This window comes from Ruegeria sp. CH8 (assembly GCF_056536985.1).
On record NZ_JBQFQR010000026.1, the window covers coordinates 37,809 to 60,159 of the forward strand.

17 protein-coding genes and 2 pseudogenes are annotated in these 22,351 nt (G+C 53.9%); 11 read left to right on the forward strand and 8 right to left on the reverse strand.

Going from position 1 to position 22,351, the window contains the following annotated elements:
• The first annotated feature begins 19 nt into the window (after positions 1-19).
• The 7 genes from ACR0ER_RS21610 to ACR0ER_RS21640 all read left to right on the forward strand — a co-directional run bounded on the left by ACR0ER_RS21610 (position 20) and on the right by ACR0ER_RS21640 (position 7,712).
• Complete coding sequence (locus ACR0ER_RS21610; RefSeq protein WP_480770703.1) at positions 20-217, forward strand: hypothetical protein; 198 nt, start codon at positions 20-22, stop codon at positions 215-217.
• A 61-nt stretch (positions 218-278) separates the two neighbouring features.
• Positions 279-659: a hypothetical protein gene (locus ACR0ER_RS21615; RefSeq protein WP_480770704.1), complete on the forward strand. Its 381-nt coding sequence runs from the start codon at positions 279-281 to the stop codon at positions 657-659.
• Positions 656-1,873, forward strand: a complete 1,218-nt coding sequence (locus ACR0ER_RS21620) for an HlyD family secretion protein (RefSeq protein ID WP_480770705.1) — start codon at positions 656-658, stop codon at positions 1,871-1,873. Before ACR0ER_RS21615 ends, ACR0ER_RS21620 begins: the two co-directional genes overlap by 4 nt.
• Before the next feature lie 378 nt (positions 1,874-2,251).
• A complete protein-coding gene (locus ACR0ER_RS21625; RefSeq protein ID WP_480770706.1) occupies positions 2,252-2,947 on the forward strand; it encodes a hypothetical protein in 696 nt (231 codons plus the stop codon).
• Between the two features lie 290 nt (positions 2,948-3,237).
• Entirely contained in the window at positions 3,238-4,254 is a 1,017-nt protein-coding gene (locus tag ACR0ER_RS21630) for an AraC family transcriptional regulator (protein WP_480770707.1), read from the forward strand.
• 99 nt (positions 4,255-4,353) lie between these two features.
• Positions 4,354-5,280, forward strand: coding sequence for an alpha/beta hydrolase family protein (locus ACR0ER_RS21635; protein WP_480770708.1), 927 nt, complete (start codon positions 4,354-4,356; stop codon positions 5,278-5,280).
• Positions 5,281-5,669: 389 nt separating this feature from the next.
• A complete protein-coding gene (locus tag ACR0ER_RS21640; RefSeq protein WP_480770709.1) occupies positions 5,670-7,712 on the forward strand; it encodes an amidohydrolase in 2,043 nt (680 codons plus the stop codon).
• 203 nt (positions 7,713-7,915) lie between these two features.
• Here ACR0ER_RS21640 and ACR0ER_RS21645 read toward each other — a convergent pair whose 3' ends face one another.
• Positions 7,916-8,557, reverse strand: coding sequence for an alpha/beta family hydrolase (locus ACR0ER_RS21645; RefSeq protein WP_480770710.1), 642 nt, complete (start codon positions 8,555-8,557; stop codon positions 7,916-7,918).
• 36 nt (positions 8,558-8,593) lie between these two features.
• Entirely contained in the window at positions 8,594-10,153 is a 1,560-nt protein-coding gene (locus ACR0ER_RS21650) for an acetolactate synthase large subunit (RefSeq protein WP_480770711.1), read from the reverse strand.
• Between the two features lie 435 nt (positions 10,154-10,588).
• Here ACR0ER_RS21650 and ACR0ER_RS21655 point away from each other — a divergent pair, with 435 nt between their 5' ends.
• On the forward strand, positions 10,589-10,999 hold the full coding sequence (locus ACR0ER_RS21655; RefSeq protein WP_480770712.1) for a hypothetical protein: 411 nt from the start codon (positions 10,589-10,591) through the stop codon (positions 10,997-10,999).
• 460 nt (positions 11,000-11,459) lie between these two features.
• Here ACR0ER_RS21655 and ACR0ER_RS21660 read toward each other — a convergent pair whose 3' ends face one another.
• Positions 11,460-12,014, reverse strand: a complete 555-nt coding sequence (locus ACR0ER_RS21660; RefSeq protein ID WP_480770713.1) for a lysophospholipid acyltransferase family protein — start codon at positions 12,012-12,014, stop codon at positions 11,460-11,462.
• Positions 12,015-12,448: 434 nt separating this feature from the next.
• The gene (locus tag ACR0ER_RS21665; protein WP_480770714.1) at positions 12,449-14,359 is read right to left on the reverse strand and encodes a DUF3604 domain-containing protein; all 1,911 of its coding nucleotides are present in this window, start codon (positions 14,357-14,359) and stop codon (positions 12,449-12,451) included.
• A 158-nt stretch (positions 14,360-14,517) separates the two neighbouring features.
• On the opposite strand from ACR0ER_RS21665, the gene ACR0ER_RS21670 reads away from it, so the two are divergent.
• Complete coding sequence (locus ACR0ER_RS21670) at positions 14,518-15,225, forward strand: IS6 family transposase (RefSeq protein WP_480770715.1); 708 nt, start codon at positions 14,518-14,520, stop codon at positions 15,223-15,225.
• A gap of 273 nt (positions 15,226-15,498) precedes the next feature.
• On the opposite strand, the pseudogene ACR0ER_RS21675 reads toward ACR0ER_RS21670, so the two are convergent.
• From ACR0ER_RS21675 to ACR0ER_RS21690, 4 genes and pseudogenes are all read right to left on the reverse strand, one after another.
• Positions 15,499-15,665 (reverse strand): annotated as a pseudogene (locus tag ACR0ER_RS21675) (transposase); the annotation flags it as partial.
• A gap of 111 nt (positions 15,666-15,776) precedes the next feature.
• The gene (locus ACR0ER_RS21680) at positions 15,777-16,454 is read right to left on the reverse strand and encodes a hypothetical protein (protein WP_480770716.1); all 678 of its coding nucleotides are present in this window, start codon (positions 16,452-16,454) and stop codon (positions 15,777-15,779) included.
• Positions 16,455-16,460: 6 nt separating this feature from the next.
• The gene (locus ACR0ER_RS21685; protein ID WP_480770717.1) at positions 16,461-17,861 is read right to left on the reverse strand and encodes a selenium-binding protein SBP56-related protein; all 1,401 of its coding nucleotides are present in this window, start codon (positions 17,859-17,861) and stop codon (positions 16,461-16,463) included.
• 70 nt (positions 17,862-17,931) lie between these two features.
• Positions 17,932-18,729, reverse strand: a complete 798-nt coding sequence (locus tag ACR0ER_RS21690) for an IclR family transcriptional regulator (protein WP_480770718.1) — start codon at positions 18,727-18,729, stop codon at positions 17,932-17,934.
• A 763-nt stretch (positions 18,730-19,492) separates the two neighbouring features.
• On the opposite strand from ACR0ER_RS21690, the gene ACR0ER_RS21695 reads away from it, so the two are divergent.
• Both ACR0ER_RS21695 and ACR0ER_RS21700 read left to right on the forward strand, forming a co-directional pair.
• Positions 19,493-21,148 (forward strand): BCCT family transporter, encoded by a 1,656-nt coding sequence (locus tag ACR0ER_RS21695; protein ID WP_480770719.1) that lies wholly within the window; start codon positions 19,493-19,495, stop codon positions 21,146-21,148.
• Positions 21,149-21,257: 109 nt separating this feature from the next.
• A pseudogene (locus tag ACR0ER_RS21700) lies at positions 21,258-22,065 on the forward strand (crotonase/enoyl-CoA hydratase family protein).
• Positions 22,066-22,351 lie beyond the last annotated feature (286 nt).

The window sequence follows — 22,351 nt, forward strand, 5'->3', positions numbered from 1 at the left end:
CATCAGAAAGGAAACGACCATGATCTACTTCGCAAGGTACTACCGCGTTCTTAAGGCAATCCAAAACTCCGCCAAACAGGAGTGGTCCGGTGGGAACATCCACGGTCTGCACACTTCGGCGCTTGGCGAAAAAACACCGAACGGACGTCGCTGGGATCCCCCCTACGTCCCGCAGAAACAGCCCTCAGAATCTTCACAAAAATCGACCGAGAACTGACGTCCACCAGACACCTGAAGTCTTCACACGCAGCATGGCTGTAAACAAAAGGACCTGAAACATGAAACCACCCGCGTTCCTGATGGCGCCAATACTTGGCCTCATCTCAACTCCTGCCTTCGCCGCTGACGGTGATCCGAGATGGTGGGTAGCGCCCAATCAGACCGACACCTATGCCTGGGTTGGCCTGGTTGTTCTCTTCCTGGCGATCCTACTGGTCGTGCACCTCTACGCGCGCTTTGAACGCTATACCGAGCGCAAATCAATTGGCACTCCGCTGCGCACGACCATTCCGATGATGCTTACCGTAGCCTTGGCGTATGAACTGATGCCTGCGCTCAGCCACTTTAGCATTCTGCTGCCAGCCGCCCTGATCCTGACCGCGATCGCCCGCGACTTCATGTTGTGGTGGCGTCCTTCGAAAGAGGAGTTGGTAAAATGATTGAGCTGCTCGTCACATCTTTTCCGTTTGTCCTGCGCGTGATTTATTTGAAATGGCGCGGGCTACCAATCACCCTGTACAACGTTCACCGGGCGCTGTTCATGTGGTTCGTCTTGGCCCTGATCGTGTTCTTTGCTGTATTCTACTACTACCCCAAGTCCTACACTGGCCTTGTGCCCTTCAGAACCGTTCCGGTCGTCGCAGAGAACGGCGGAACAGTGACCGATATCTACGTTAAGGGCGGTGACCATGTAGAACCCGGCGATCCACTGTTTGCCGTCGAGAATACGTCTGAACAAGCCGCTGTAGACTTTGCGACGCGCAAAGTTGAGGAGATTGAAAGCGCAAAACTAGCAGCTGAGTTGCAAGTCCAGACTGCGCAAGCCGTGCTGGATGCCGCCATAACCGCTCGAGAGCAAGCCGAGCTGGTACTAATGGATCACGAGGCACTTCAAGCGAAAGGCTCTGCGGCCTTTCAAGTGAGCCAGCTGGAACGTGCTCAGGCAACCTTGAGCACCCGAGAAGCAGAGGTTGAAGCTGCAGAGACGCAGCTTGGCGTGGCACAAGTCCAGGCGAATGCCGTTTTACCTGCCCAGCTCGCATCGGCGCGGGCGTCTTTGAAGCAGGCTCAGGTGGAACTGTCAAAGACGCTGACGCTCAGCTCTGTCGACGGTGTGGTGGAACAAGTCACCCTGAATATCGGATCGCGCGCAGCACAAGCCGCAATGAGCCCCGCTATGCTAATCGTACCCGATCGGAAAGATGTTGAGCGAGGACGTATCGTTGCTGGTTTCTCGCAGGTTTCACGCACCGAATTATACGAAGGAATGGCGGCGGAAGTGGCATGCGAAAGCAACTTCAACATCTCGATGCGCAATACCGTTCTTCCGGCAAGGATCGTACGTATTCAAGAGTCAATTTCTTCTGGTCAGCTGGCACCCAGCGGTCGCTTGATCGAGCCTAGTGAAAAGGCGAAACGGGGTCAGATCGTCGTCCATCTTGACCTCGTGCACCCAGAGCACCGCGATCTTCTGGTGCCAGGTAGCGGCTGCATCGTCCAATCCTACACCACCAGTTTTGAAGGTGATATGGAAGGAACACTTGTCGCCCACGGGATACAGGCAATGGGTATCATCAAGGCGGTCGGTCTGCGGGTCAAAGCTTGGTTCGGTCTGACTTCGGGTATCGGTTTGATCGGCGGAGGACACGCCTGATTTCCAAGTCCAATCATTCTCAACAATCGCGGCTCCCAATATGTGTTGGGAGCCGTTTTTACAATTTGCGGGCAAATCGCAAAACATGAGCACTGCGTTGTCGTTTTCTACTGTGCGAGGAAAAGCCGGTAGGTCTACTCAGGCCAGTCCTTTGCAGAAGTATACGATCCCTAATATTAGCCTGGAATGCCAGGTTCGTCCCGCTGAGCAGACGATGAATGGTCCGTTGTGTTAACCTTGTAGGTCACTGCATCCACGGACCGCAAAGGCCGCTTTGAGCCCAAAGTAACAATCAGAACCCAAAGGTTATCCAAGTTGCGAGGAGCATCCGATAGTCTATAGATGCACACTGAGAGACTGGTTTCGATTGGAGCGAAAATGGCCTTAAAAGGTGTGAGAGCCAGGGTATCAATAAGGGTAGCAATTTCCTGCTTTCTTTTTCTGATAGCGTTACCCGTTGCTTCGAAAGAAAGCTTCGATCCACAGGGTTATTTTGTAAACCCAGATGAAGCCGATATGTCAGATTTGGCAAACCATTGGTGGCAGTGGTTTTACAGTATTCCGAAGATACAGAACCCGAAACTTGATCTCACCGGATTACACTGTGCTGCTATGCAATCAGGAGAAGTCTGGTTTCTTGCCGATGCCGAACCCGGTGAACTAATTGAACGGAAGTGTCAGGTACCTATTGGGAGAAGCCTTTTCTTTACAGTTATAAACAACATCGGTTGGACGCCTCCCGGGGTTGAACAGAGTTGTGACGAGGTCAAAGAGGGAGTGGATTTTGAGCCCGTTTCGAGTGACTTTATCGAAGTCAAACTGAACGGGACGCCGTTTCCGAATCCCGAATTGCATCTTATCGGATCGTCAGACTGCTTCGACCTTTTTGCCCGAATTCCCAGTGAGTACAATCCGCCGAGGTACTATCCATCTGCAACTGATGGCTATTGGTTTATGCTTAAACCTCTTCCGGTCGGCACCTACGACTTGTCAATTTCAGCGATTTCAAAATGGGACGGCGGCCAAAAAACTCTTCAGGACGTGCGTTATCTGATCGAGGTTATTCCAGAATAGGTTTTAACAGCGACAGGAAACCTGAAAGTCAGCTTTGTCCGCCATGCCGGAATTGCAAAGTCCCGTGACGAACGTCTGCTTTGCGTTGCCATCAGCCAACCCCGCGCACCGCAGAGAATGACCACTTCGAGCCCCAAAATACCAGATACTGCGCCTTGGTCGAATGACCGCTTGGGTCGTAGCAGCGCGAGGTGCTTGTTGGCGTGTTCTGCGACTGGTTTGGCAGGTGCGGCTATAAACTTCTGCGTTGTCATAGTCTATATTTTGTTCCGACACCGAGGACTACGCAGATGCCAACGCCCGACAGAATAAAGACGCCCGACACTTTCTGGAAAGCTCTAGAAAGCCTGTCGATCAGCCGCGCAGCTCTTTTGCGAGACGCAAAGCTACCGCCGAGCGTATTCTCACCTGAGGGGCGCATGACTACGAAGCAACTGTTTGCATTGTGGGATGCCCTCCAAGCCCTCGGCGGTGACGACATCGGCCTCGCATTGACGGAGTCGATGCACGAAGCAACCTTGCCGCCGTCCTTTCTTGTCGCGTTCCACGCCAAGAATGTTGGGGAGGCTTTGCACCGTGTCGCGCGGTTCAAAGCGCTGTGCGCTCCTGAAGAGTTTCGAGTGAGGGTCGAGGACGACGGGTGTGCTGTGACAACCGCTTGGACCTATGCCAAGCAGACGGAACCTGACGCACTCACAGATGCGACGTTCACGTTTCTGGTGAACATGGTCCGGGCGGGAACTGAACAAGCAATATCGCCTAAAGGCATCGAGCTACGTCGGAGCCGAAGCGAACGACTAGAGACCTGGTTCGATTGCCCCATTGCGTGGAACGCTCCGAACGCCCGAATTACCTTCAACCAAGCAGACTTGGAGATACCCTTCACCAGCTACAACAGCGAGCTTCTTGAGATGCTGGACGTGGCACTCGATGCTGATTTGAACAAGGCCGAGAACACCACATCACTGACCGATCAAGTCCGTTGGCACCTGCGGCGTGCTCTGGCCGCCGGTCGCCCGGAACTACGCAGCATCGCGCGTGACATGGCCATCAGTGAACGCTCCTTGCAGCGCCATCTAAGGGGCGAAGGGCACAGCTTTAAGTCGCTGTTATCAAACACGCGACATCAACTGGCGTGCGAGTACCTCTACGAGCCCGATTTCGACATCAGCGAGATCGCATACCTTCTCGGATACGAGGACCAGGGGTCATTCTATCGAGCCTTCCAAAAGTGGGAACACCAAACCCCGGCAGAATGGCGTTCCCGCCATCCAGACGGCCCGGACAAGGCGTCAATCCACACCTAGCGTCCGTTTCTCTCAAACGACCTTCACTATGAACTGCTTCCAACGGGCTCGGACGACCGGCCCCGAACAATCAAACACGCCAATTAAAGGAGAACAGAAGTGACTGCTCAACCAACCCCAGACCAACTTGCGACGCTCAAAGCGGTGGCCCGCGGCTATGTGTCCATTGACGGCGAGCGCGCACCTATATTGGAGACGCCCAAGGACTACGGGATGGAATATGAAGATGTCACTTTCACTGCCGATGACGGCATCAAACTGGCGGCTTGGTTTATCCCGGCTGAAGGCTCTAACAAGCTTATAATTTGCAATCATCCGGCCACCCTCAATCGCTATGGTTTTCCGGGCCATATGAAGCCCTGGAGCGATTTTCAGAATGTCGAAGTGAAGTTCGGCAAAGTGCACAAGGCATTGCGCGACGCGGGCTACAACGTCCTAACCTACGATCTTCGAAACCATGGTGAAAGCGACTCCGCCCCGGACAACGCCTGGGGTCAGGGCTTTGCAGATGAATACAAAGACGTCTTGGCGGCATTCGACTACGTCAAATCTCAGAACAAGCTAAAGGACATGAAAGTGGGTCTTTTCAACCCATGTGCCGGTGGTGGTGCTGCGATACGCGCCATGTCCGAGCGCCCTGAATACTTCGAGGACGTGAAAGCGTTCGTTTGCGCTCAGCCCGCGTCGATCAACATCATGTCCAAGGTAGCCCTAGATGGCATAGGTCTGGGGGAGTTCTACGACACGTTTGTGCGAGAAGTCGAAAACGTCAGGGGACTGAACCTGAATGAGATGACGCCTCATCTGTTCGCCAAGAACATCAAGATGCCGACCTACATTGTGCAGAACAAAAACGATGTCTGGACGGTCCCGGAAGACGTGCAGACCACCTTTGACCTGCTGCCGAACCCGGACAAGAAGCTGCATTGGATCGAAGACGGCGATACCCGCCGCTTTATCGGCTACAATTTCTTCGGTGAACATCCCGAAACGATGATTGAATTCTTCGACAAGCATATGAGTTAAAATTCACCTTGAGGAAGGTGCGGCCTGCCGTTCCTTCCTCGAAGATAGTCTCGCCAACTTCTAAGCGGTCATTCATGCGAAAGACCCGAATGTTTGCTTTGTCCGCATATCGGAAATTGCAAAGCCTGGCTAAGAAGGTCCGCTATGGGCTGCCATCAGACATTCCGCAAACCGCAGAGAACGACAACTTAAGCCCAGAGCGGACTAGGATGCGACTGCTGCAACTGTGCTTTGCACCCATTGGCAGGCCTTGCGGGACGATTGTCTTGGCGAAGTTGATCTCATGTCAAACACGGCTTCTTTGCTTTGTGCGACGATTTGTTCTTAGTGGCTTATTGGCCTCGTGTTAGTTTTTCATTGGGCGAACAATAGGCAGCTAGGAGCGTGGAATGCTAAAGACCCATCTTACCCGCCGCGGGATGCTTACCTTGCTCGTTGGCGCTTCGTCGTCTGCCATCGCTAGCGCAACCTCCGCTGACACGGCGTTCTCGTTGCAGGACCTTGGAGAGCAGCTTGAAGCTCTACCTGAGATTACCCTCTACACCGCTCGCCGCGTGATTACGATGGAGGGCAATGAGCAAAATATTGACGCGGTGGCTGTTGTTGGTGATCGCGTTTTGGCAGCCGGATCGCGCGACGAAATTGTCGACCGGATTGGCCGGCAACCCTTCCGCGTCGACGAGACCTTTGCCGACAAGGTCGTGATCGCCGGACTTATTGACCAGCACGTCCATCCTTTTCTTGCCGGTCTCACCCTGACGGCAGAGATCATTGCGATTGAGGACTGGAACCTTCCGACGGGTCTGACGCCGGCAGCGCGGTCGGAGGAAGAGTACCGAGAGCGTCTGGTGGCTGCTGAGGCTGCTTTGGAGGATGCCGAGACGCCGCTTCTCACTTGGGGTTACCATCACTTTTTTCACGGCGACGTAAGACGTCAGCAATTGGATGAAGTCAGCACAACGCGCCCTATTATCATCGTCCATCGGTCCGCCCATGAGTTTATCTTTAATACAGCAGCTATGGATCTGCTCGGAATTGACGAGGCCTTTGTTGATAACCTTCAGGGCCTTGCCGCAGAGCAATCAAGTTTCGAAGAAGGCCATTTCTTTGAAGCTGGCATGTTCGCAGTCTTGCCAACCGTCGCTCCGATCCTGGCGACACCAGAACGCTTGATCGATGGGTTGCGGCTGGCACGTGAGTATATGCATCGCGCAGGCGTAACGGTGGGGTGCGAGCCTGGGGGTGTCTTGTCGCAGCCGCTTCAAGACGCCACGAACTCAGTGTTCTCAGGCTCGGATGTACCGGTCCGTATGTACTTCATAGGCGACGGCAAATCGCTGCACGAGTTGTACTTTAACGAAGGCAGGATGATCAAAGAAACGGAGAACCTGCTGACGTGGGGAGAGGGCAAAACGAGCTTCCTTCCGCGGCAAGTTAAACTCTTTGCGGATGGGGCAATCTATAGCCTGCTTATGCAGGTGTCCGAGCCCTACATGGGCGGCGACTTTCACGGTGAGTGGATCATGGAACCCGATGTTTTCAACTCAGCGTTCGACGCCTATTGGGAAGCCGGTTACCAAATTCACGTCCATCAAACAGGCGATCTGGCTGTAGACATGGTTCTCGATGCAGTCGAGCGGAACATGCGCCGCATGCCGCGCGCGGATCATCGGACCACACTCGTGCATTTCGGCTATTCGCGCGAAGATCAGGCTGACCGGATCGCTGAGCTTGGCTGCAACGTCAGCGGCAATCCATACTACGTGACGGCGCTATCGGATCGCTATGGTGATATCGGCCTCGGATCCGAACGCGCCGACGACATCGTGCCGCTTGGCCCGATCAAGGCAAATGGCACCCCGATTTCATTCCATTCTGATGTCCCAATGGCACCAGGCGAACCCCTGTACCTTGTGTGGGCGGGCGTGAACAGAACAACTGTGTCAGGTCGCGTCGCGGGTCCTGATCATCGTCTTTCCGTTGAGGAGGCACTGCGGGCCGTCACCATCGATGCCGCGCAATCCATTCGGCTGGAGGGAGAGATCGGCTCCATCGCGCCAGGCAAATTGGCAAACTTCACGATCCTTGAGGAAGACCCGTTCGAAGTCGATCCTGACGCGATCAAAGACATCGGCATCTGGGGGACGGTCCTGGAAGGTGATATCTTCCCGATAACGGACGACTTCAGCCTCGACCGCGCGTCGCTTTTCCCACCAAAGGGCGCAATTCAGCACGTGCGCGCACCGCTCTACGCGCTGGCCGATGTCCCACGCGTTGCACAACGCGGCGTTCAATCAGGTTGTTCTTGCTGTGCCTCACCGGCCAGCGGCGCCTGCACGCCTTCTGTCGCAGGCCAAGTCTCGACCGCTAGTTGCTGCGGAACGAATGCTGTCGGTTGGGCCGTCGTGTCGGAATGGGCGACAAAGGTTTGATTACTCAAACCGGGCACTGGAATGCGTGTGTCCGTTGCGTCCCGCACACCGGACCTAGAAACGCCGCGGATGCAATGTCCGCTATGGCGAGGAATGCTGCATGCGCTATTGCAACCTTTTGCTAAATTCGCGTTGCTGTCTGCAGGGCCGTTTTAAACCCTGTAACACGACAATCCCGGAGCAGGTGGCGCCAAACAGCAGCCCTAAAAGTTTATCCTGTCAATCCAAGCCGAAACCGCTGCGCCCATCGCGTTAATGTGGTCAGCGTGGGTATAACCTGAAACCCGTTTGCGTGGCTTTAAGTCATGATCTCCATCTTCGAACCATTTAATTTGGATTGCAGATGATAGATTGTACGATCCGACTTCAGCCTTCTTGCCAAACTGGTCCCGCGTTCCCTGACAAATCAGGGTTGGCGTTCGTAGGTTTTGCAGATGCTCGGTACGCAGCTTCTCGGGTTTGCCAATCGGATGGAACGGATAGCCCACACATAGCAAACCAGCGACGCGTTCCGCTTCAAATAGCTCATCCGCAATCATACTGGCCACGCGCCCACCCATTGACTTTCCACCAATGATCAGCCGGCCATCAACTTTCAGCTCTTCGATTGCAGAGAGAAATTCAGAGTTTAGTTTGTCTGCGCGGGGAGGGGGTTTGCGCCTACCTTCGGTTCGACGCTGCGCCATGTAGGCGAATTCAAATCGAACGATCCTGAGGTTTTGCGCAGCCAGCCCTTCTGCAATCATCGTCATGCCAGGGGCATCCATCGGGGCACCTGCGCCATGGGCAAGCAGAATAGTTGCGCTTGCTGCTTTGGGGCCGAGTTCAACGAAGTCGGTGGGCATAGTCTCATCTGCTCTTAAGGTTTTGCGTCAGAATACTCATGCTGGCGGGGGACACACAACTTCGATCAGAGAAGGCCCGTCGCAGGAGAGACCGGCGGAGAGCGCCTTTGCAAAGCTGTCCATGTCATTTGCACGCGTCCCAGGAACACCGTGGCCTTTCGCCAGAGATACCCAGTCTAGTGTCGGGTTCTCCACGTCAAACATTGCCTGAGCATTCTGACCATAGCTCGCTACTCCGACGTTTGTAAGTTCATTGCGCAGAATTTGATAACCGCGGTTTGCAAATACGATCACCGTGACGTCGAGATTTTCCCGCGCCATGGTCCACAGTGATTGTAGCGTGTACATGGCCGAACCATCCCCAGTCAGTGCAATGACTTTTCGGTCCGGGCAGGCGGTGGCCGCGCCTGTTGCGCAAGGCAAACACAACCCAATCGCGCCGCCGGTGCCAGCGAGCAGATCATGCGGTCGGGCGGTGGCTGTAGGTGGAATGACGTGAAAACCGGACGTCACGGATTCATTGCAGATGATCGCGTTTTCCGGAATCAGCGCGGCCAACGCCAAACCAACTTTTTCAAGGGTCAACTGCCCGCTGGGAATGTCAGGCAGATCGAGCGGATGGGTTTCTGCCACCGTTTTGCTTGTAACCCCGACCGCGTCGGCGAGCGCTCGCAGCGTCCACGCGATATCATCTGTGGGCATACACAAGTCCGTAATGGGGCAATACGGAGGTTCGGGCACGCTCGGTTTCCCGGGATAGGCAAAAAAGGCGACTGGCCTATCTGTGCCAAGCAGAGTGATCGAAGACGTTGCTTCAAGCTGAGAGATCTTGGGCGATATCGGATAGACCAGTTGGTCTAGCTTTGCTGTTCCTGCGCCTTTGGAAATGCGCGGTATCAGAGTATCGGCCAACAACCGGCATCCCGTCGCGGTGGAAATTTTTCCAGCCAATTCACGCTGCGGTCCAAACAGGGCTGATCCGCCAATCATCAGCGCGGCGTTCGGCGTCACAAGACGGGCTGCCGCGGCTTCTATGTCGCCTATTGACGGTCGATGGAGGCTTTCTCTGGTGTCCAAACGTTTTGTCGCTGTGTTTGCTTCGTTCCAAGCTGTGTCGGCAGGCAGGACAAGGGTCGCGATCTGGCCGTTTCGCGCGCGGGCTTCTTGAACCGCTACCGCTCCATCCGTAGCTACGTCGGTGGCATTGGAGGATACTCGCGTCCAATGACTGACTGCTTGGCTGATACCGAGGATGTCTCCCTTCAAAGGGCTTTCGTAGCGCAGATGGTGCGTTGCATGATCGCCCACAATGTTAACGATCCCGGACCCTGCTTTTCGGGCATTGTGCAGATTGGCAAATGCGTTGCCAAAGCCTGGTGCAAGATGCAGCAGCGTACCCGCAACATCACGTTTCATGCGAAAATATCCGTCTGCCGCACCCGTCGTTCCTCCTTCGAACAGGCAAAGAATGCAATTCATCTCCGGGTGTTCATCCAAGGCAGCGACAAAGTGCATTTCAGAGGTGCCGGGATTTGCGAAGACTGTATCCACGCCATTGTTCAAAAGGGTTTTTACGAGTGATTGAGCGCCGTTCATTTTTTCCTTAACCTGATTTCAAGCGGTCATTTGATTGCAATGCTCGCACGAAAAGGCCTTCTTTCTAAACCTATTTTCCTCTCAATCTCGACCTTGTGGCACGCAATGGACCGTACGGTCGAAGTCGGGCTGCAAGAAACCATGGGCGGGTCTTGTCAGAAGAACTTGGGTTGAGGCGGGCAGGGGCTTTGTTAGCTTCTACTCATGAAAAGACGATCGCCGTTCACGTATTTCAAAACCAGCCCCAAAATCATCCGCAGAGCGGGTGCATACTAAGCCAACACGGCAGGAGATTCGCCGAAGCCACCTTACTGCCATGCATCGAGCGACAGACGTATCCTTCCAAGTCCTCGTGCTCCGCCCGTGCGAGTGATGATCAATGACCCCAATCTATAAATTCTTCTTTGTAGGGGTCATTATGCTCAAGGGGTTATCATGGCGGTTGATATAAACTTGCTCGAAGCTGCCCGTCTGGATGCCGCATTCAATCTGGCGACACAAGTTTTTACCGAAGCCAGCACTCTCCACCGCGCTTTGAAGATTGGGTTGAATGAGTATCGGGAACACCTTCGCCATCCCTTCGAAATGATGGTGAGCGAAGGCCTGTCTATCGCTGCGACAGACAATCACTCAGGTGAACTTGTTTGTTGTCTTATCGTGACGGACTTTTCCAACCAACTTGTCGAAAAAGCTAACCCATCTCAGAAGTTCGCACCTTTGTCTGCCCTTACCAAAGATCTATGCCGCCAATACCAGCGCAAGCGGCTGATCTCTGTCGCGGATGCCATTCTAGTTGATATGGCAGCAGTCTCGAAAGAGGCAGGCGGTGGAGGCATATACAAGTAGATGCGGACCGCAGCCCATGGTTTAGCCCGAAGTAGAGGGTTTAAGCTGGTAATTGGAGAACTGTCATCCGCCGCAACTCAGCACGTTGTACTGGAACGGCTTGGACACAGAAAAATGGCAGAAACCAATTTTGCAGAATTTCAATACGGTAATGAGCGCCCCTTTCACACAATCCAAAAACCGCCAAGTATCATTCTGTCTGAAGGAGACCTTTAAAGGTTCAGGATTAAGCGTACTGCGCTTAACCTTTGAAAGATAGAACGGCTAGACCTAAGCGCGAATATATAGGCTTAATCTTCTCATATTAGTTGTTTGGTGAGGCAATTGGGTTGAACTGCACCTGGCGTCTCCTTTGTCCGCAAAACAGAAATTCGTCGCGATTTAACGAACGACGGAATCGAGCCCAGAGCGGACATTCGTCTCGCTGTTGGAATCGCAGGAGCAACGAAGGACCATATTCCTAGCGACACGATCCGGCATCGAAAACGGCCATCATGGCGCTTCGCAGGCGAGCGACATCTTCGTCCACTGAAGCGGAATGATCGCATTTAAATGACGGCAATACCTCGACCCGGATCGTTCCGCTTTTGGGCAAGTGTTTGCCGCGCGGCATGAGTCTGTCGGATGCGTGAATTACGATGGGCCGTATTGTTCGGCCGGTAGTGCGCGCGACTATTACAGCTCCCGCCTTGAACTTGCCGAGGCTTTCTGAGTCAATGCGCGTGCCCTCTGGGAAAAGCACAACAGAACGGCGCGCGGGCATGGCGTGAACGGCAGAAGTGAGTGTTTCGATCGCCACAGGGCCACTTTTCCGGTCGATCTCCACCAGCCCTGCACCCTTGAACCTGTGGCGTAGAAGAACCGCGTCGCAAAGTTCCTTTTTAGCGGCGAAGGTGATCCACTTGGCGTCGGGCATCACGTCCATCAGAGCGAAACCATCCAGATGGCTGCGGTGGTTGATCACGATGATGCTGTTGGTGTCGGCGGCCAGCGCGGCCCTGTCGGCTTGTGTCATCTCTGTTCGGATGCTCAGCAGCCACAGAAGTCGCGAACAGGCACGTTTGACTAGCGGCCAGTACCAGCCGCGAAGACCTCGCCGTTTACCGCAAAGCAAGGGCGCAAAGGCGATGTACAGGAAATAGACGGGACCTAGCAGGAACAACGCGGCGCGTTTTATGACCCGCAGGTGAGCCGGTTCTGTGGCCGCAAGCGCGACCGTTTACTTTAGAGGCTTGAGTGACATAGGTTCCCGTTGGTTGTGCTGACTGCCGGGAGAGGTTCACGAGGTTTCTCCGTTTGGCATTTGCTGCCTGCCCCCTCGGCGCACGGCCCGACAAGCACCCTGCCTCTATGCGGCAATGGCGAGGGCACATCAACAGAAAGCCTGACGTTGGCGATTGGCATCATTAGCTGGTTTGAGCCCATACCGGACCGACACCGTAAATCGAACTACTCTTGTGGCGAGTACCAAATCGGAGAAGTGTAGGCGCGTTCCTGAGTTGTTAATTGGACACCGTCCGGTATGTCTATTCCGAACTTCACTGCATCATATGCTGTCCAGCGAGGGGTCGGAATTTCTATAACCCGGGCATAATAAAATGCGCTTTCCGAAGGATCGAAATCCGGGTCTTCCCACACGGTTCCCAGCTCAGAGGCTCCAATTGTGTTGGTCCAAGATGGGATCGAGAGGTCGACAGTGCTTCCTATTGATGGCAACTTCGCTTCCGCATCTGGTTCGCGAGAACCAGACCAAGCCACGTCGTAGACTTTTTCCCGTTGCTCTCCATCTGCATCTAGCCAGCCCTTTATGATCTGGATTCGATCCAGGTTTGCTCCCATCGGATCACGAAGCGCATATACCAGAAAGGAAGGTGCGCCTTCACCAGGGTCAAGATCACCACCCATCGGCACACCTTTGGTGTATCCCACAAGCGCCAAGTCGCGCCGTAAGGCATCTTCTTCGGTAAAAGAATATCCTCCGAACATACGGACGCGCATTCTGGGCCCTGTTGTTGCATAGGTTTCACGCCGATGCATCGCATCCCAAATGGCTTCTCGGGAATTCTCCTGCGCCCATACAGCTGTCAAACCGCCAGTAATGTATTGCGACGAAAGCAGCGCAATAGTCCCGTCAGCATAGTTCTTGCTGACATGTTGGCTGCGCTCTTCGCTGGGCTCGTAACCGGTGAACTTCCCAAAAAAATTGTCGTTATCTGGTGCTGTCAAACCTGTGTGTGTGTCACTAGCCCCACCCAGGCCAAACTTGAAAGGGTTTACTCCCAAAGCCTTTTCCAAAGATAGGCCTCGAAGTAACCCGGATCGAGCGTATTCACCGGGCAACATTTCTAGCTCTTTCGGAACCGAAGCATCCAGATTGCCGTAATCCCATGTTTCGAAGTCAGCAAATTCATCGTCAGGTGATAGGAACGGGTGGGCTTCACCATCTCCCTTAATCTGAGTTGGTTCGTATAGTCTTTCCCATTTGTTTCGCGCTTCTGCGTATGCGGGATCTAACGGCACCCCATCCGCGAAGTCATCGACTAACGGGAACATCCAGCCGTTAGACAAGTTACCATTATGTGGAATAGCAAGAACACGCCCGCCTGTCGTTTGCTTATAGTTCTCCAACCACTTCCAAAGATCACGCGGGTTAGGTGAGCCCACAGGTGGCGTTGTTGTATAAGGCAGTATCTGTCTTGTGAGCTCAGGGCCGTCGCGAAAGATCACATTTCGGTGCAAATTGTTCCCTGCAACAAGTGATGTCCATTCATAGGCGATAAAGGTGCTGAACACGCCTGGATCATTGTACTCTTCCGCGGCATCGATAATGTCGTCCCAAACACGGGCATACGCGGGGTTGCCCGGTTGATAGTTCAGCGCAGGGGAAACCTGTCCTTGAGCAAACGTCGCTGTAAGCTCGAGCGCAGCCGCTAGAGCGGCTTCTCCACCCTTATTGAATTCTTCATGGAAATATCTGCCTTGCTCATCTGCCAAGATGTTGGGAGCACCTCCGATGATGTCGGTGATAGCACCCATCGCATCCGAGTGATCTGTAATCATGAAGAAATCGAGAGGCATCGACAACTTTACAGGTTGCCCCGTGTTCGACACAACTTCTTCGCCACGCGCGAACCGATAGGCATCACGCGGCATAAGTCGCGTACCGCCTCCACCAGCATCCCCGGAAAGACCAGTATGAACGTGGGTGTCACCGAAATAGACTTGAGTTGGATAAGCGCGTTCGGCGTAAGGTGAATAGGGCCGACCGGAAGGACCGGAAAGGCCTGATGGATTTATTGCATCCTGAGCTAGGATTGGGCTCCCCAGAATGAGAGCTGCTGGTAAAACATAGCGAAACAATTTTTCCTCCTTAATTGAAGGCACCATAGCACAACTCTTCTCCGGAATTTTTCCGAGTTAGTTCGAAGGTTTGCTAAGTAGGCAGAGTGGTTATTCGCGATGTTATTGTCAGAAGAACTTTGGTTGAGCCGGTTAGGGGTGTTGCGTAGCTTTTGCCCATGACCAGACCTGCCTCTTTCAAATACTTCAAAACCAGTCCCGAGATCATCCGCCTTGCGGTGTTGCTGTACATCCGTTTCCCGCTCTCGCTTCGGAATGTCGAAGATCTGTTGCACGAGCGGGGCATCGACGTGAGCCACGAAACTGTCCGATATTGGTGGAACAGGTTTGTCCCTATGTTTGCATCAGAGATCCGAAGGAAACGGGTTCAGCAATTCCGAGCCTTTTCAAAATCGAAGTGGTACGTTGACGAGGTTTTCGTGAAGGTGAATGGCAAGCGGCATTATCTTTGGCGGGCCGTTGATCATGAAGGCGAGGTGCTGGAAGCAGTCGTCACCAAACGGCGAAACAAGCAGGCTGCACTGAAATTCCTCAGGAAATTGATGAAGCGCCATGGCTGTTTAGAAAAGATCGTGACGGATCGCTTCGCGTCCTACAAGGCTGCGCTCAGAGAACTGGGTGCACTCGAAAAACAACAGACGGGCAGGTGGCTCAACAATCGCGTCGAGAATTCGCACCTGCCGTTTCGACGACGCGAAAGCGCCATGCAGCGTTTCAGGCGCATGCGAAGTTTACAGAAATTCGCCGCCGTCCATTCCTCCGTCTACAACCACTTCAACCAGGAAAGATCTCTCACCAGCCGAGACACATTCAAGCTGACGCGCACCGCCGCTCTTACCGAGTGGCGTCAACTTTGCTCCAGATAGGTTCACGGTTTGCGCAGCAGACTGAGGCTGGTTCGAATTCGTCTGACAGCACCCATTGGGAAGACTGTGCCTCATTTTCTGTTCTTTTCCGGTGTCCTTACTGTAACATACACATCGGAGACATGTGCCTTGGCACCGCCTTGGTTTGAGATTCTGAACTGATTTGTTGCTTTTCTCTTAGACACTTCGAAGATAGCGCAACGAAACAGGAGGGTGGCGCTAAGAACGCCAACACTTCAATAGAACGTGCACGCAGCCTGTTGGAGGCTGCTCAGGGCCATGCTCTCGCGGTGCATCGGACCAGCTCAAACCATTGCGGTGAATGAAGATAATCCCGCTCAGCGCTCTCTTGTCATCGACCCGTGGCCTGCCATGCGACCGTGGGAATTTGGGGAAAGCTTGGCCATCTGCTCGTCGGACAGCCAGAAAAGGTTGCTCATGTCACCGCTCCGTTTTCCGAGCCGTGAAACATCTCGCGGCTTGAAAATCAATGCATCCTGACCCTAGCTTGCCGCAGAACCGTGGATTTGACACTGTTGTTTGTGGTTGAATCAATGCCCCGAATAGGCCGACCAGATGCCGAACATCCCCACAAGGATCAGGCTGACTGCCCATGCGGTATCGAGGTTGAACCAGCTGCGCGAGATAAATTTCAACCCCAGCCAGTGATACGCGATCACCGCACTCAATGACCCGGCCGCGGTCATGGCGAGTGTGTGGACAGTGGCAACAGTAAGCGCTGTCAGGATATCGTTGCTCATCAGGGTCTGGGCGGCGGCGTGACCGGATGCGGCGACGTTGCCCGGTTCAAGTAAACCGCAAATGCCCAGATAAATTGGTGCCAACATTAGCCCGGCACCATGCGCCATCGCTGCCAGAAACGACCAGAGAGCCAATCTTGCGGGATGTATGCGAGCCAGGATTTTGGGATGTTTGCGATTGATCAGCAGATATACGCCCATCGTGACTACGATCAGACCGGCTCCAAACCGGATTTCGGTTTCACGCTCGACCAGAAATATCATCAGCGAGAACGGCAGCAGAATACCGATCATCGCCAGGAAATGCCCAAGAGCCAGCATTCCCAGTGCTTTGGCCATTGCCCAGGGCCTGCGTTCCATCAATGCGGCGGAAACAGCAAGGGGCCAGCCCATGCCGGGGTTGATGCCGTGATAAAAGCCCGAAAAAATGACGGCCCACCAAAGGGCCGCCAGCGACACGTCCTCCATCAGTGCCTACACAGAGGGGTAGCAGAAACTGTCAGTCGAGCAGTCACCCCCCTCCAGACGAATCTGGTGGGCGCGCGTGCCTTCTGGGAAGTTGACGTAGAAATCCGGGTCCAGCTCAAAGCTTCCATCGTCGCCCACATTGGCCATCACCATCTGGCCGCCTTCCTGATGCGGATAGAACTGATTGTCCCACGTGGAATAGAGCGAGTTGGTCCAGAAGACGCGTTTGCCATCGCGGCTGATCTCGACCATCTGCGGGCCATAGACGAAATCCTTGCCGTTAGGGTGCTTGGTCTCGCGTGCGATACCGCCCAGCTCGACCTTGCCATTCAGAACCGGATTCAGCGGGTCCGACACGTCATATTGATGCATCTCGCCCAGACCCCAACAGGCCACGTAAAGGTATTTGTCGTCTAGGCTCAGGTCGATATCGGTGACCAGAGGCGGCACGGCACTGAACCCTTTCAGTAGTTCGGGCAGATTTTCTGGGTCTTCGGGGCGCGGGTCGATGGTAATGGTCTTTTTTGACTGCCATTTGCCATCATCATCGCGCCACCAAGTAAAGATCGCGCCCTGCAGATTGGTGGTGTCAACGACCACGCCGCAGAACCCGTAGGATTTTGTCGGATCATGGGCCGGACGAATTTCCAGTGCCATCTGATAGTTCTCGCCGAAATCTATCGTCTGGATGTTCTTGCGCGCGCGCAGGTCCCAGAAGTGGATCGAATGGCCGTATTTGTTGCTCAGCAGGTCTTCGGGCACGACGCCGTTTTCGAACTGTGGGGGCAAGCCCCATTCGGAGCTGACCATGTAGTCCTGGGGCAGATTCCACCAGAAGTCATAGTGTTTGTCCTGCTTGCCGCGATCCATCTCATAGCGCCCGATTATCTCGAAGCTTTCGCAATCCATGATGAAGATGCCCGGAGGTCCGTCAGTTCCGTCCGGTCCGGCGCCGCCAAGGGTCGAGACATAGATGCCTTCGGGACCGCAATGGATGGTATGCGGGCGAGAATATCCGGTCTTTGCAAAGACCTCCTCGGGTTCAATGATTTTGTGGATTTTTGCTTCTAGCGGTGATTTGACGTCAAAGATGTAGATCCGGCTGGAGCGGATACCCGGAACGATCAGGTAACGTCGTTCCAGAAAGGCGTGACCCGATAGGGGGGACAAGGATGAAGAGCAAGCGTTCCAGCCGAAATGGTGAAACTCATCACCTGTGGTTGGGGTCATGACGGTGTGGACAATCTGTCCGTAAGTATCTGATCCAGCACGCAGGTCGATCACGGCTAAACCATCATGTTGATCGGCACTTTTTCCGAGCATAATAGTGAAGGCAAAATTCTCGACCGGCGCTTCCATGGCCAGTTTTGGCGACGCGTGAAACGTCGGATCTGGTCGTAAGTTCATTTTAGTCCTCCCTTTGGTTTTTACCCCTCCTCCTTGGGGTGCGCCTGCAAGCGTTGCATTGGTGTCTCCTCTACACCTTCCCAACGTTGCAGAGTTGAATGGCGCCGCTGATTTTGGTCGCCAGGTCTTTCAATTGAGTGCCAATTTCTCGCCTATAGTCATTGCCAAAACGTCTGACCGGACCGACGGCTCCGACGCTAAACGAGACACCAATTTTTCCTACCGCAACGGGGGCCGCGACGCTGGAGATGCCGATATCGATTTCCTGATCGCAATCGGCAAAGCCCTGTTTTTGGATCAGGTCGAACTCAGCCACCAAATCCTCGCGCGTGGTTTTGGTATGATCTGTGAACTCCTTGAGCGTACCATTCAGGATCGTTTCCTGAAAGCCCGGCTCGGCGAAGGCAGCGATGGCCTTCGAGCATGAACACGCGTGCAAAGGGCGCTCGCCGAGGCCGGGGTGAACAAAAGCGCGCCCCGGATCTTCAGGTGTCTCGACATGTATGATCTCGATCTTGCTGTCGCGAAACCGCGCAAGAAACGTTGTTTCGTTGAATGTGGTCGCGGCGGACCGAAGAAGCGGGGCCGAAACACGGCGGACATCAATGTCTGAATTGCCGTGCAAGGCTATCCGGATCAGGCGGTCTCCGATTACGTATTTTCCGTCATTGTTTGGATCCTCGATTAGGCCTTGTTCCAGAAGGGTTTGGAACAGCCTGTAGCAGGTCGGTTTAGGTATGCCACTGGCAGTCTGCACTTCACCTGCCGAAACGGGGCGTCCGACGACAGCAATGATTTCAAGCAGGTGTATCAGGCGCTGCAGGTGCATCTGGAAGAAATCCTTCCACGATTTGAGACTGGCTCTCATTCAACGAGAATCATTCGCCAAAAATCAAGATATTTTTGTTGGCGCTGTATTTATGCCCGCTTCAACACCGTTTCGTCGTTAGGACCGCCGTCTTGGACTATCTGAGGAGATCAATAGCATGCAGCGCATGTTGAGACACGAGGCGGGGGTCTGTGGATAGGTGGGTAAAGACATTGGAAAATATGATGAAAAATTTGTCAAATGCGATTCCTGCGACCCTGCGGTTGCACGGCCAATATTGAACCATAGTTTGGATTTGCTCCGGCTAACGGGTAAGTTGCTTCATTGAAAAATTCAATCAAGGTTTCAGATTTTTCCGCATGCTGAAAAGGAAATTAACAGATTATATTGGCGAAAATTGAGATGCTGGAGTTTGGGAGGCCCTGCTTGTCTAGGAATGCAAAAAAATCAATGTATGGTACGGGCCGGCTATCTCTGACTTAGCTTCAGCCATAAATGCGTAGAGCAACTCGGGCTTAAGCTGCAAACCGCATCGGAGAGGTTAATAATAGCGGACCTGATAGTCTTCAATCGCGTGTTGCGTTCATAGCGTGGCAACCGGGCGCCACTCGCTATCTAAAGTGCTAATTGGGCCATGAAACAGCCAGGTAACCCACCTGAAGGAAGTAACCGAAGGTTCTGAAGGCCTCACCCCTTTTTCAAACGACCTGAAACAACGGCAGCTGGCACGAAAGCGTTCTGGCTTCCCATCACCTTTGCTGTGTGAAGGCACATGCAATCGTTTAGACTGGAGGAGAAATACATGTCTAAAGAACCCCCAATGATGGATCTGCCCATCAAGGTTTCGGAGGGCGGATTCTATGACGGCTTTAGCAAAGACGTTACGATCGCTTCGAAGATCCTTGTTGGCGCACTGATTTTCTGGGCAATCGCATTTCCCGAAAACGCGTCGTCCGTGCTAGGTGCGATGAACAGCTTCCTGCTGGCCAATTTCGCGTCCTGGTACACCTGGGTAGTCGCCTTCTTCATCATCGTCTGCGTGGTTCTGGCGCTGATCCCGTCGACTGGTCGGTTGAAGTTAGGTCTGCCGGACGACAAGCCCGAGTTCTCGAGCTTTTCGTGGTTCTCGATGATGTTCGGAGCCGGGATCGGCATCGGGATGCTGACATTTGCAACCGCCGAGCCGATGTATCACTTCGCCAAGAACCCCGAGACCATTCAGGGTATCGTCGAAGGCTCGACAGCTGAGAACGTGCGCTATGCCTACAAGTGGTCGTTCTTGCATTGGGGTTTCTCGGCCTGGGCTTGTTATGCGTTGGTCGGTCTGTCGCTGGGTTACTTCTCGTACCGTCGAAATCTGCCTCTGACGATCCGTTCGGGCCTGACGCCTCTGTTCGGCAACCGCCTGTCAGGTGGTCTGGGGCACGCCGTCGATATCGTGGCTGTTGTCGCCACTGTTCTTGGTGTTGCACAGACTCTTGGGTTTGGTGTTGAGCAATTCGTCGCCGGGATTCATCGAATCGGCGTAGGTGACTGGTTGCTGAACGAAGATGGCAAAGCCACCACGGCAGCAATCGTTGTTGCGCTGATGGTCATCATGGGTGCATCGACTCTATCGGCCCTGTCCGGTGTCGGAAAAGGCATCAAATGGCTGTCGAACATCAATATGGGCCTCAGCTTCTTCCTACTGGCGTTTTTCTTGATCTTCGGCTCTGCTATGTTCGGCATTCAGGCACTGTTTATCGGTCTTTACGATTACATCGTTGCTCTGCCGGGTATGCTGTTCAACGTCTGGCGTGCAAATGGCACCGAAACCGGTGATGCGCTGGCAAGCTGGCAAGGTGGTTGGTCGGTGTTCTACTGGGCGTGGTGGATTGCATTTGCCCCGTTTGTCGGCGTGTTTCTGGCACGAGTTTCGCGCGGTCGGACTGTGCGTGAATACGTTCTGGGCGCTATCATCGTTCCGTCGATGATGTGCTTTATCTGGTTCACGCTGGTTGGCGGCACTGCCATCGATTTGACACTCGACGGAACGGCAGGAGACGCCATCACGGGTGCAGGTCAGCAGGCACAGTTGTTTGCGATGCTGGACGTTATCCTTTCGAGCGGTTTCGCTTGGATCATGGCGGTGATCGTCGTCGTTCTGTTGCTGACCTACCTGGTCACGACAGCGGATAGTGCAGTTCTGATCGTGAACACCATCAACTCGGGTGGTGACGAGGGCCCAAAAGGTCGTCCTCACATCCTATTCTGGGGCGCGGCCCTAGCGCTGGTTGTTGGTGCGTTGCTTATTATCGGCGGGTTGGGTGCGATCCAAACTGCCATGGTTATCGGTGCACTGCCGTTCAGCCTTGTGATGGCTTTGATGGGCGTTGCCCTAATCAAAGGTATCGTGCGCGACGGTCAGCGTGAGAAACGTGGCGTCAGCAATGTTCACTCTGTCGAAGCCGCAGAATAAACTAAGAAAACAACGGCGGGCATGGAAAATGCCCGCCGTTATTGTATCCGGGTAGCCAACCGAAAGCCTATTTGGGTACGGCCCTTCTAATTTCAGAAATGAGATTCCCATGCTGACGCATGATCACTTGCAAAACTTAAAGAATTTGCGGGACGAGTGCTATGATGACGGGGGCTGGGTTGTGCGGTTGAATCGTCCCCACAAGAGAAACGCTTTAGACCTTGCCACGATTGATGAGTTGGTCGACCTTTTCACCAGCGCTCCACGTCTTGGAGCCGCAGCCATTGTCTTGACCGGTGAAGGAAACCACTTCTGGCGGGCCTCGATCTGGGGAAACACCACAAAGAAGACCGCAGTCCTGCGGATTTCATGCATGTCTGCCTGCATTGGCACGAGGCGTTAAACAAAATGGAATACGGAGGCGTTCCGATAATCGCCGCTCTGACCGGAGCGGTTGTTGGTGGCGGGCTAGAGTTGGCAAGCGCAGCGCATATCCGGGTGGCGGATGCCTCGACTTATTTCGCATTGCCCGAAGGCCAGCGGGGCTGTTCAACGGTGGCGGTGCAACCATTCGTGTGGCGGATCTGATCGGCAAGGCGCGCATGATCGACATGATGCTGGCCGGGCGTGTTCACCAAGGGCAGGAAGCGATTGATATCGGTCTTGCCCAATACAGGGTTGAAGGCTCAAGTTTCGACAAGGCGATGGAGTTGGCTTGTCGTGCCACCGAAAACCTGCTGCTGACCAACTTCGCCATTTGCTCGGCGATCAGCCACATGCAGAATATGTCGCCCTTGGATGCTGCCTACGCGGAATCCGTGGTCGCCGGTGTGGTAAAAACTCAACCTGATGCACGCGCCCGACTTGAAGCCTTTGGCGGTAAGACCACGGAGCGCATTCGACCAAGTTCCGAATGAAGCTGGGCGTCAGTTTGGGTCGGTCGGTTCGGGAGCAATTTGGAGTAAGGTTACGCAGGGGCAATATATTGGAAATTTATTCTTTGTGCTGAGCGATCGATTGAAGTTGAGAGGGCGCGCGCTTGAAATGATCCCGGCAGTTTGCCACGAGCTTAATAGAAAAGAAGAAAATCTGATCTGCGATGACGGTTTGCCTTCAGGATACGGATATCATTGACGGGTTTCATATTAATTTTGTTTATATCAGGCGACTCGATTAGTCATTGGATTTCTATGTGCTGGATTT

What these genes read in the sequence shown, in the direction of transcription:
- ACR0ER_RS21610 (WP_480770703.1), top strand. Translation starts at nt 20, where the DNA reads ATGATCTACTTCGCAAGGTACTACCGCGTTCTTAAGGCAATCCAAAAC.
- ACR0ER_RS21615 (WP_480770704.1), top strand. Translation starts at nt 279, where the DNA reads ATGAAACCACCCGCGTTCCTGATGGCGCCAATACTTGGCCTCATCTCA.
- ACR0ER_RS21620 (WP_480770705.1), top strand. Translation starts at nt 656, where the DNA reads ATGATTGAGCTGCTCGTCACATCTTTTCCGTTTGTCCTGCGCGTGATT.
- ACR0ER_RS21625 (WP_480770706.1), top strand. Translation starts at nt 2,252, where the DNA reads ATGGCCTTAAAAGGTGTGAGAGCCAGGGTATCAATAAGGGTAGCAATT.
- ACR0ER_RS21630 (WP_480770707.1), top strand. Translation starts at nt 3,238, where the DNA reads ATGCCAACGCCCGACAGAATAAAGACGCCCGACACTTTCTGGAAAGCT.
- ACR0ER_RS21640 (WP_480770709.1), top strand. Translation starts at nt 5,670, where the DNA reads ATGCTAAAGACCCATCTTACCCGCCGCGGGATGCTTACCTTGCTCGTT.
- ACR0ER_RS21645 (WP_480770710.1), bottom strand. Translation starts at nt 8,557, where the DNA reads ATGCCCACCGACTTCGTTGAACTCGGCCCCAAAGCAGCAAGCGCAACT.
- ACR0ER_RS21650 (WP_480770711.1), bottom strand. Translation starts at nt 10,153, where the DNA reads ATGAACGGCGCTCAATCACTCGTAAAAACCCTTTTGAACAATGGCGTG.
- ACR0ER_RS21655 (WP_480770712.1), top strand. Translation starts at nt 10,589, where the DNA reads ATGGCGGTTGATATAAACTTGCTCGAAGCTGCCCGTCTGGATGCCGCA.
- ACR0ER_RS21660 (WP_480770713.1), bottom strand. Translation starts at nt 12,014, where the DNA reads ATGACACAAGCCGACAGGGCCGCGCTGGCCGCCGACACCAACAGCATC.
- ACR0ER_RS21670 (WP_480770715.1), top strand. Translation starts at nt 14,518, where the DNA reads ATGACCAGACCTGCCTCTTTCAAATACTTCAAAACCAGTCCCGAGATC.
- ACR0ER_RS21680 (WP_480770716.1), bottom strand. Translation starts at nt 16,454, where the DNA reads ATGGAGGACGTGTCGCTGGCGGCCCTTTGGTGGGCCGTCATTTTTTCG.
- ACR0ER_RS21685 (WP_480770717.1), bottom strand. Translation starts at nt 17,861, where the DNA reads ATGAACTTACGACCAGATCCGACGTTTCACGCGTCGCCAAAACTGGCC.
- ACR0ER_RS21690 (WP_480770718.1), bottom strand. Translation starts at nt 18,729, where the DNA reads ATGAGAGCCAGTCTCAAATCGTGGAAGGATTTCTTCCAGATGCACCTG.
- ACR0ER_RS21695 (WP_480770719.1), top strand. Translation starts at nt 19,493, where the DNA reads ATGTCTAAAGAACCCCCAATGATGGATCTGCCCATCAAGGTTTCGGAG.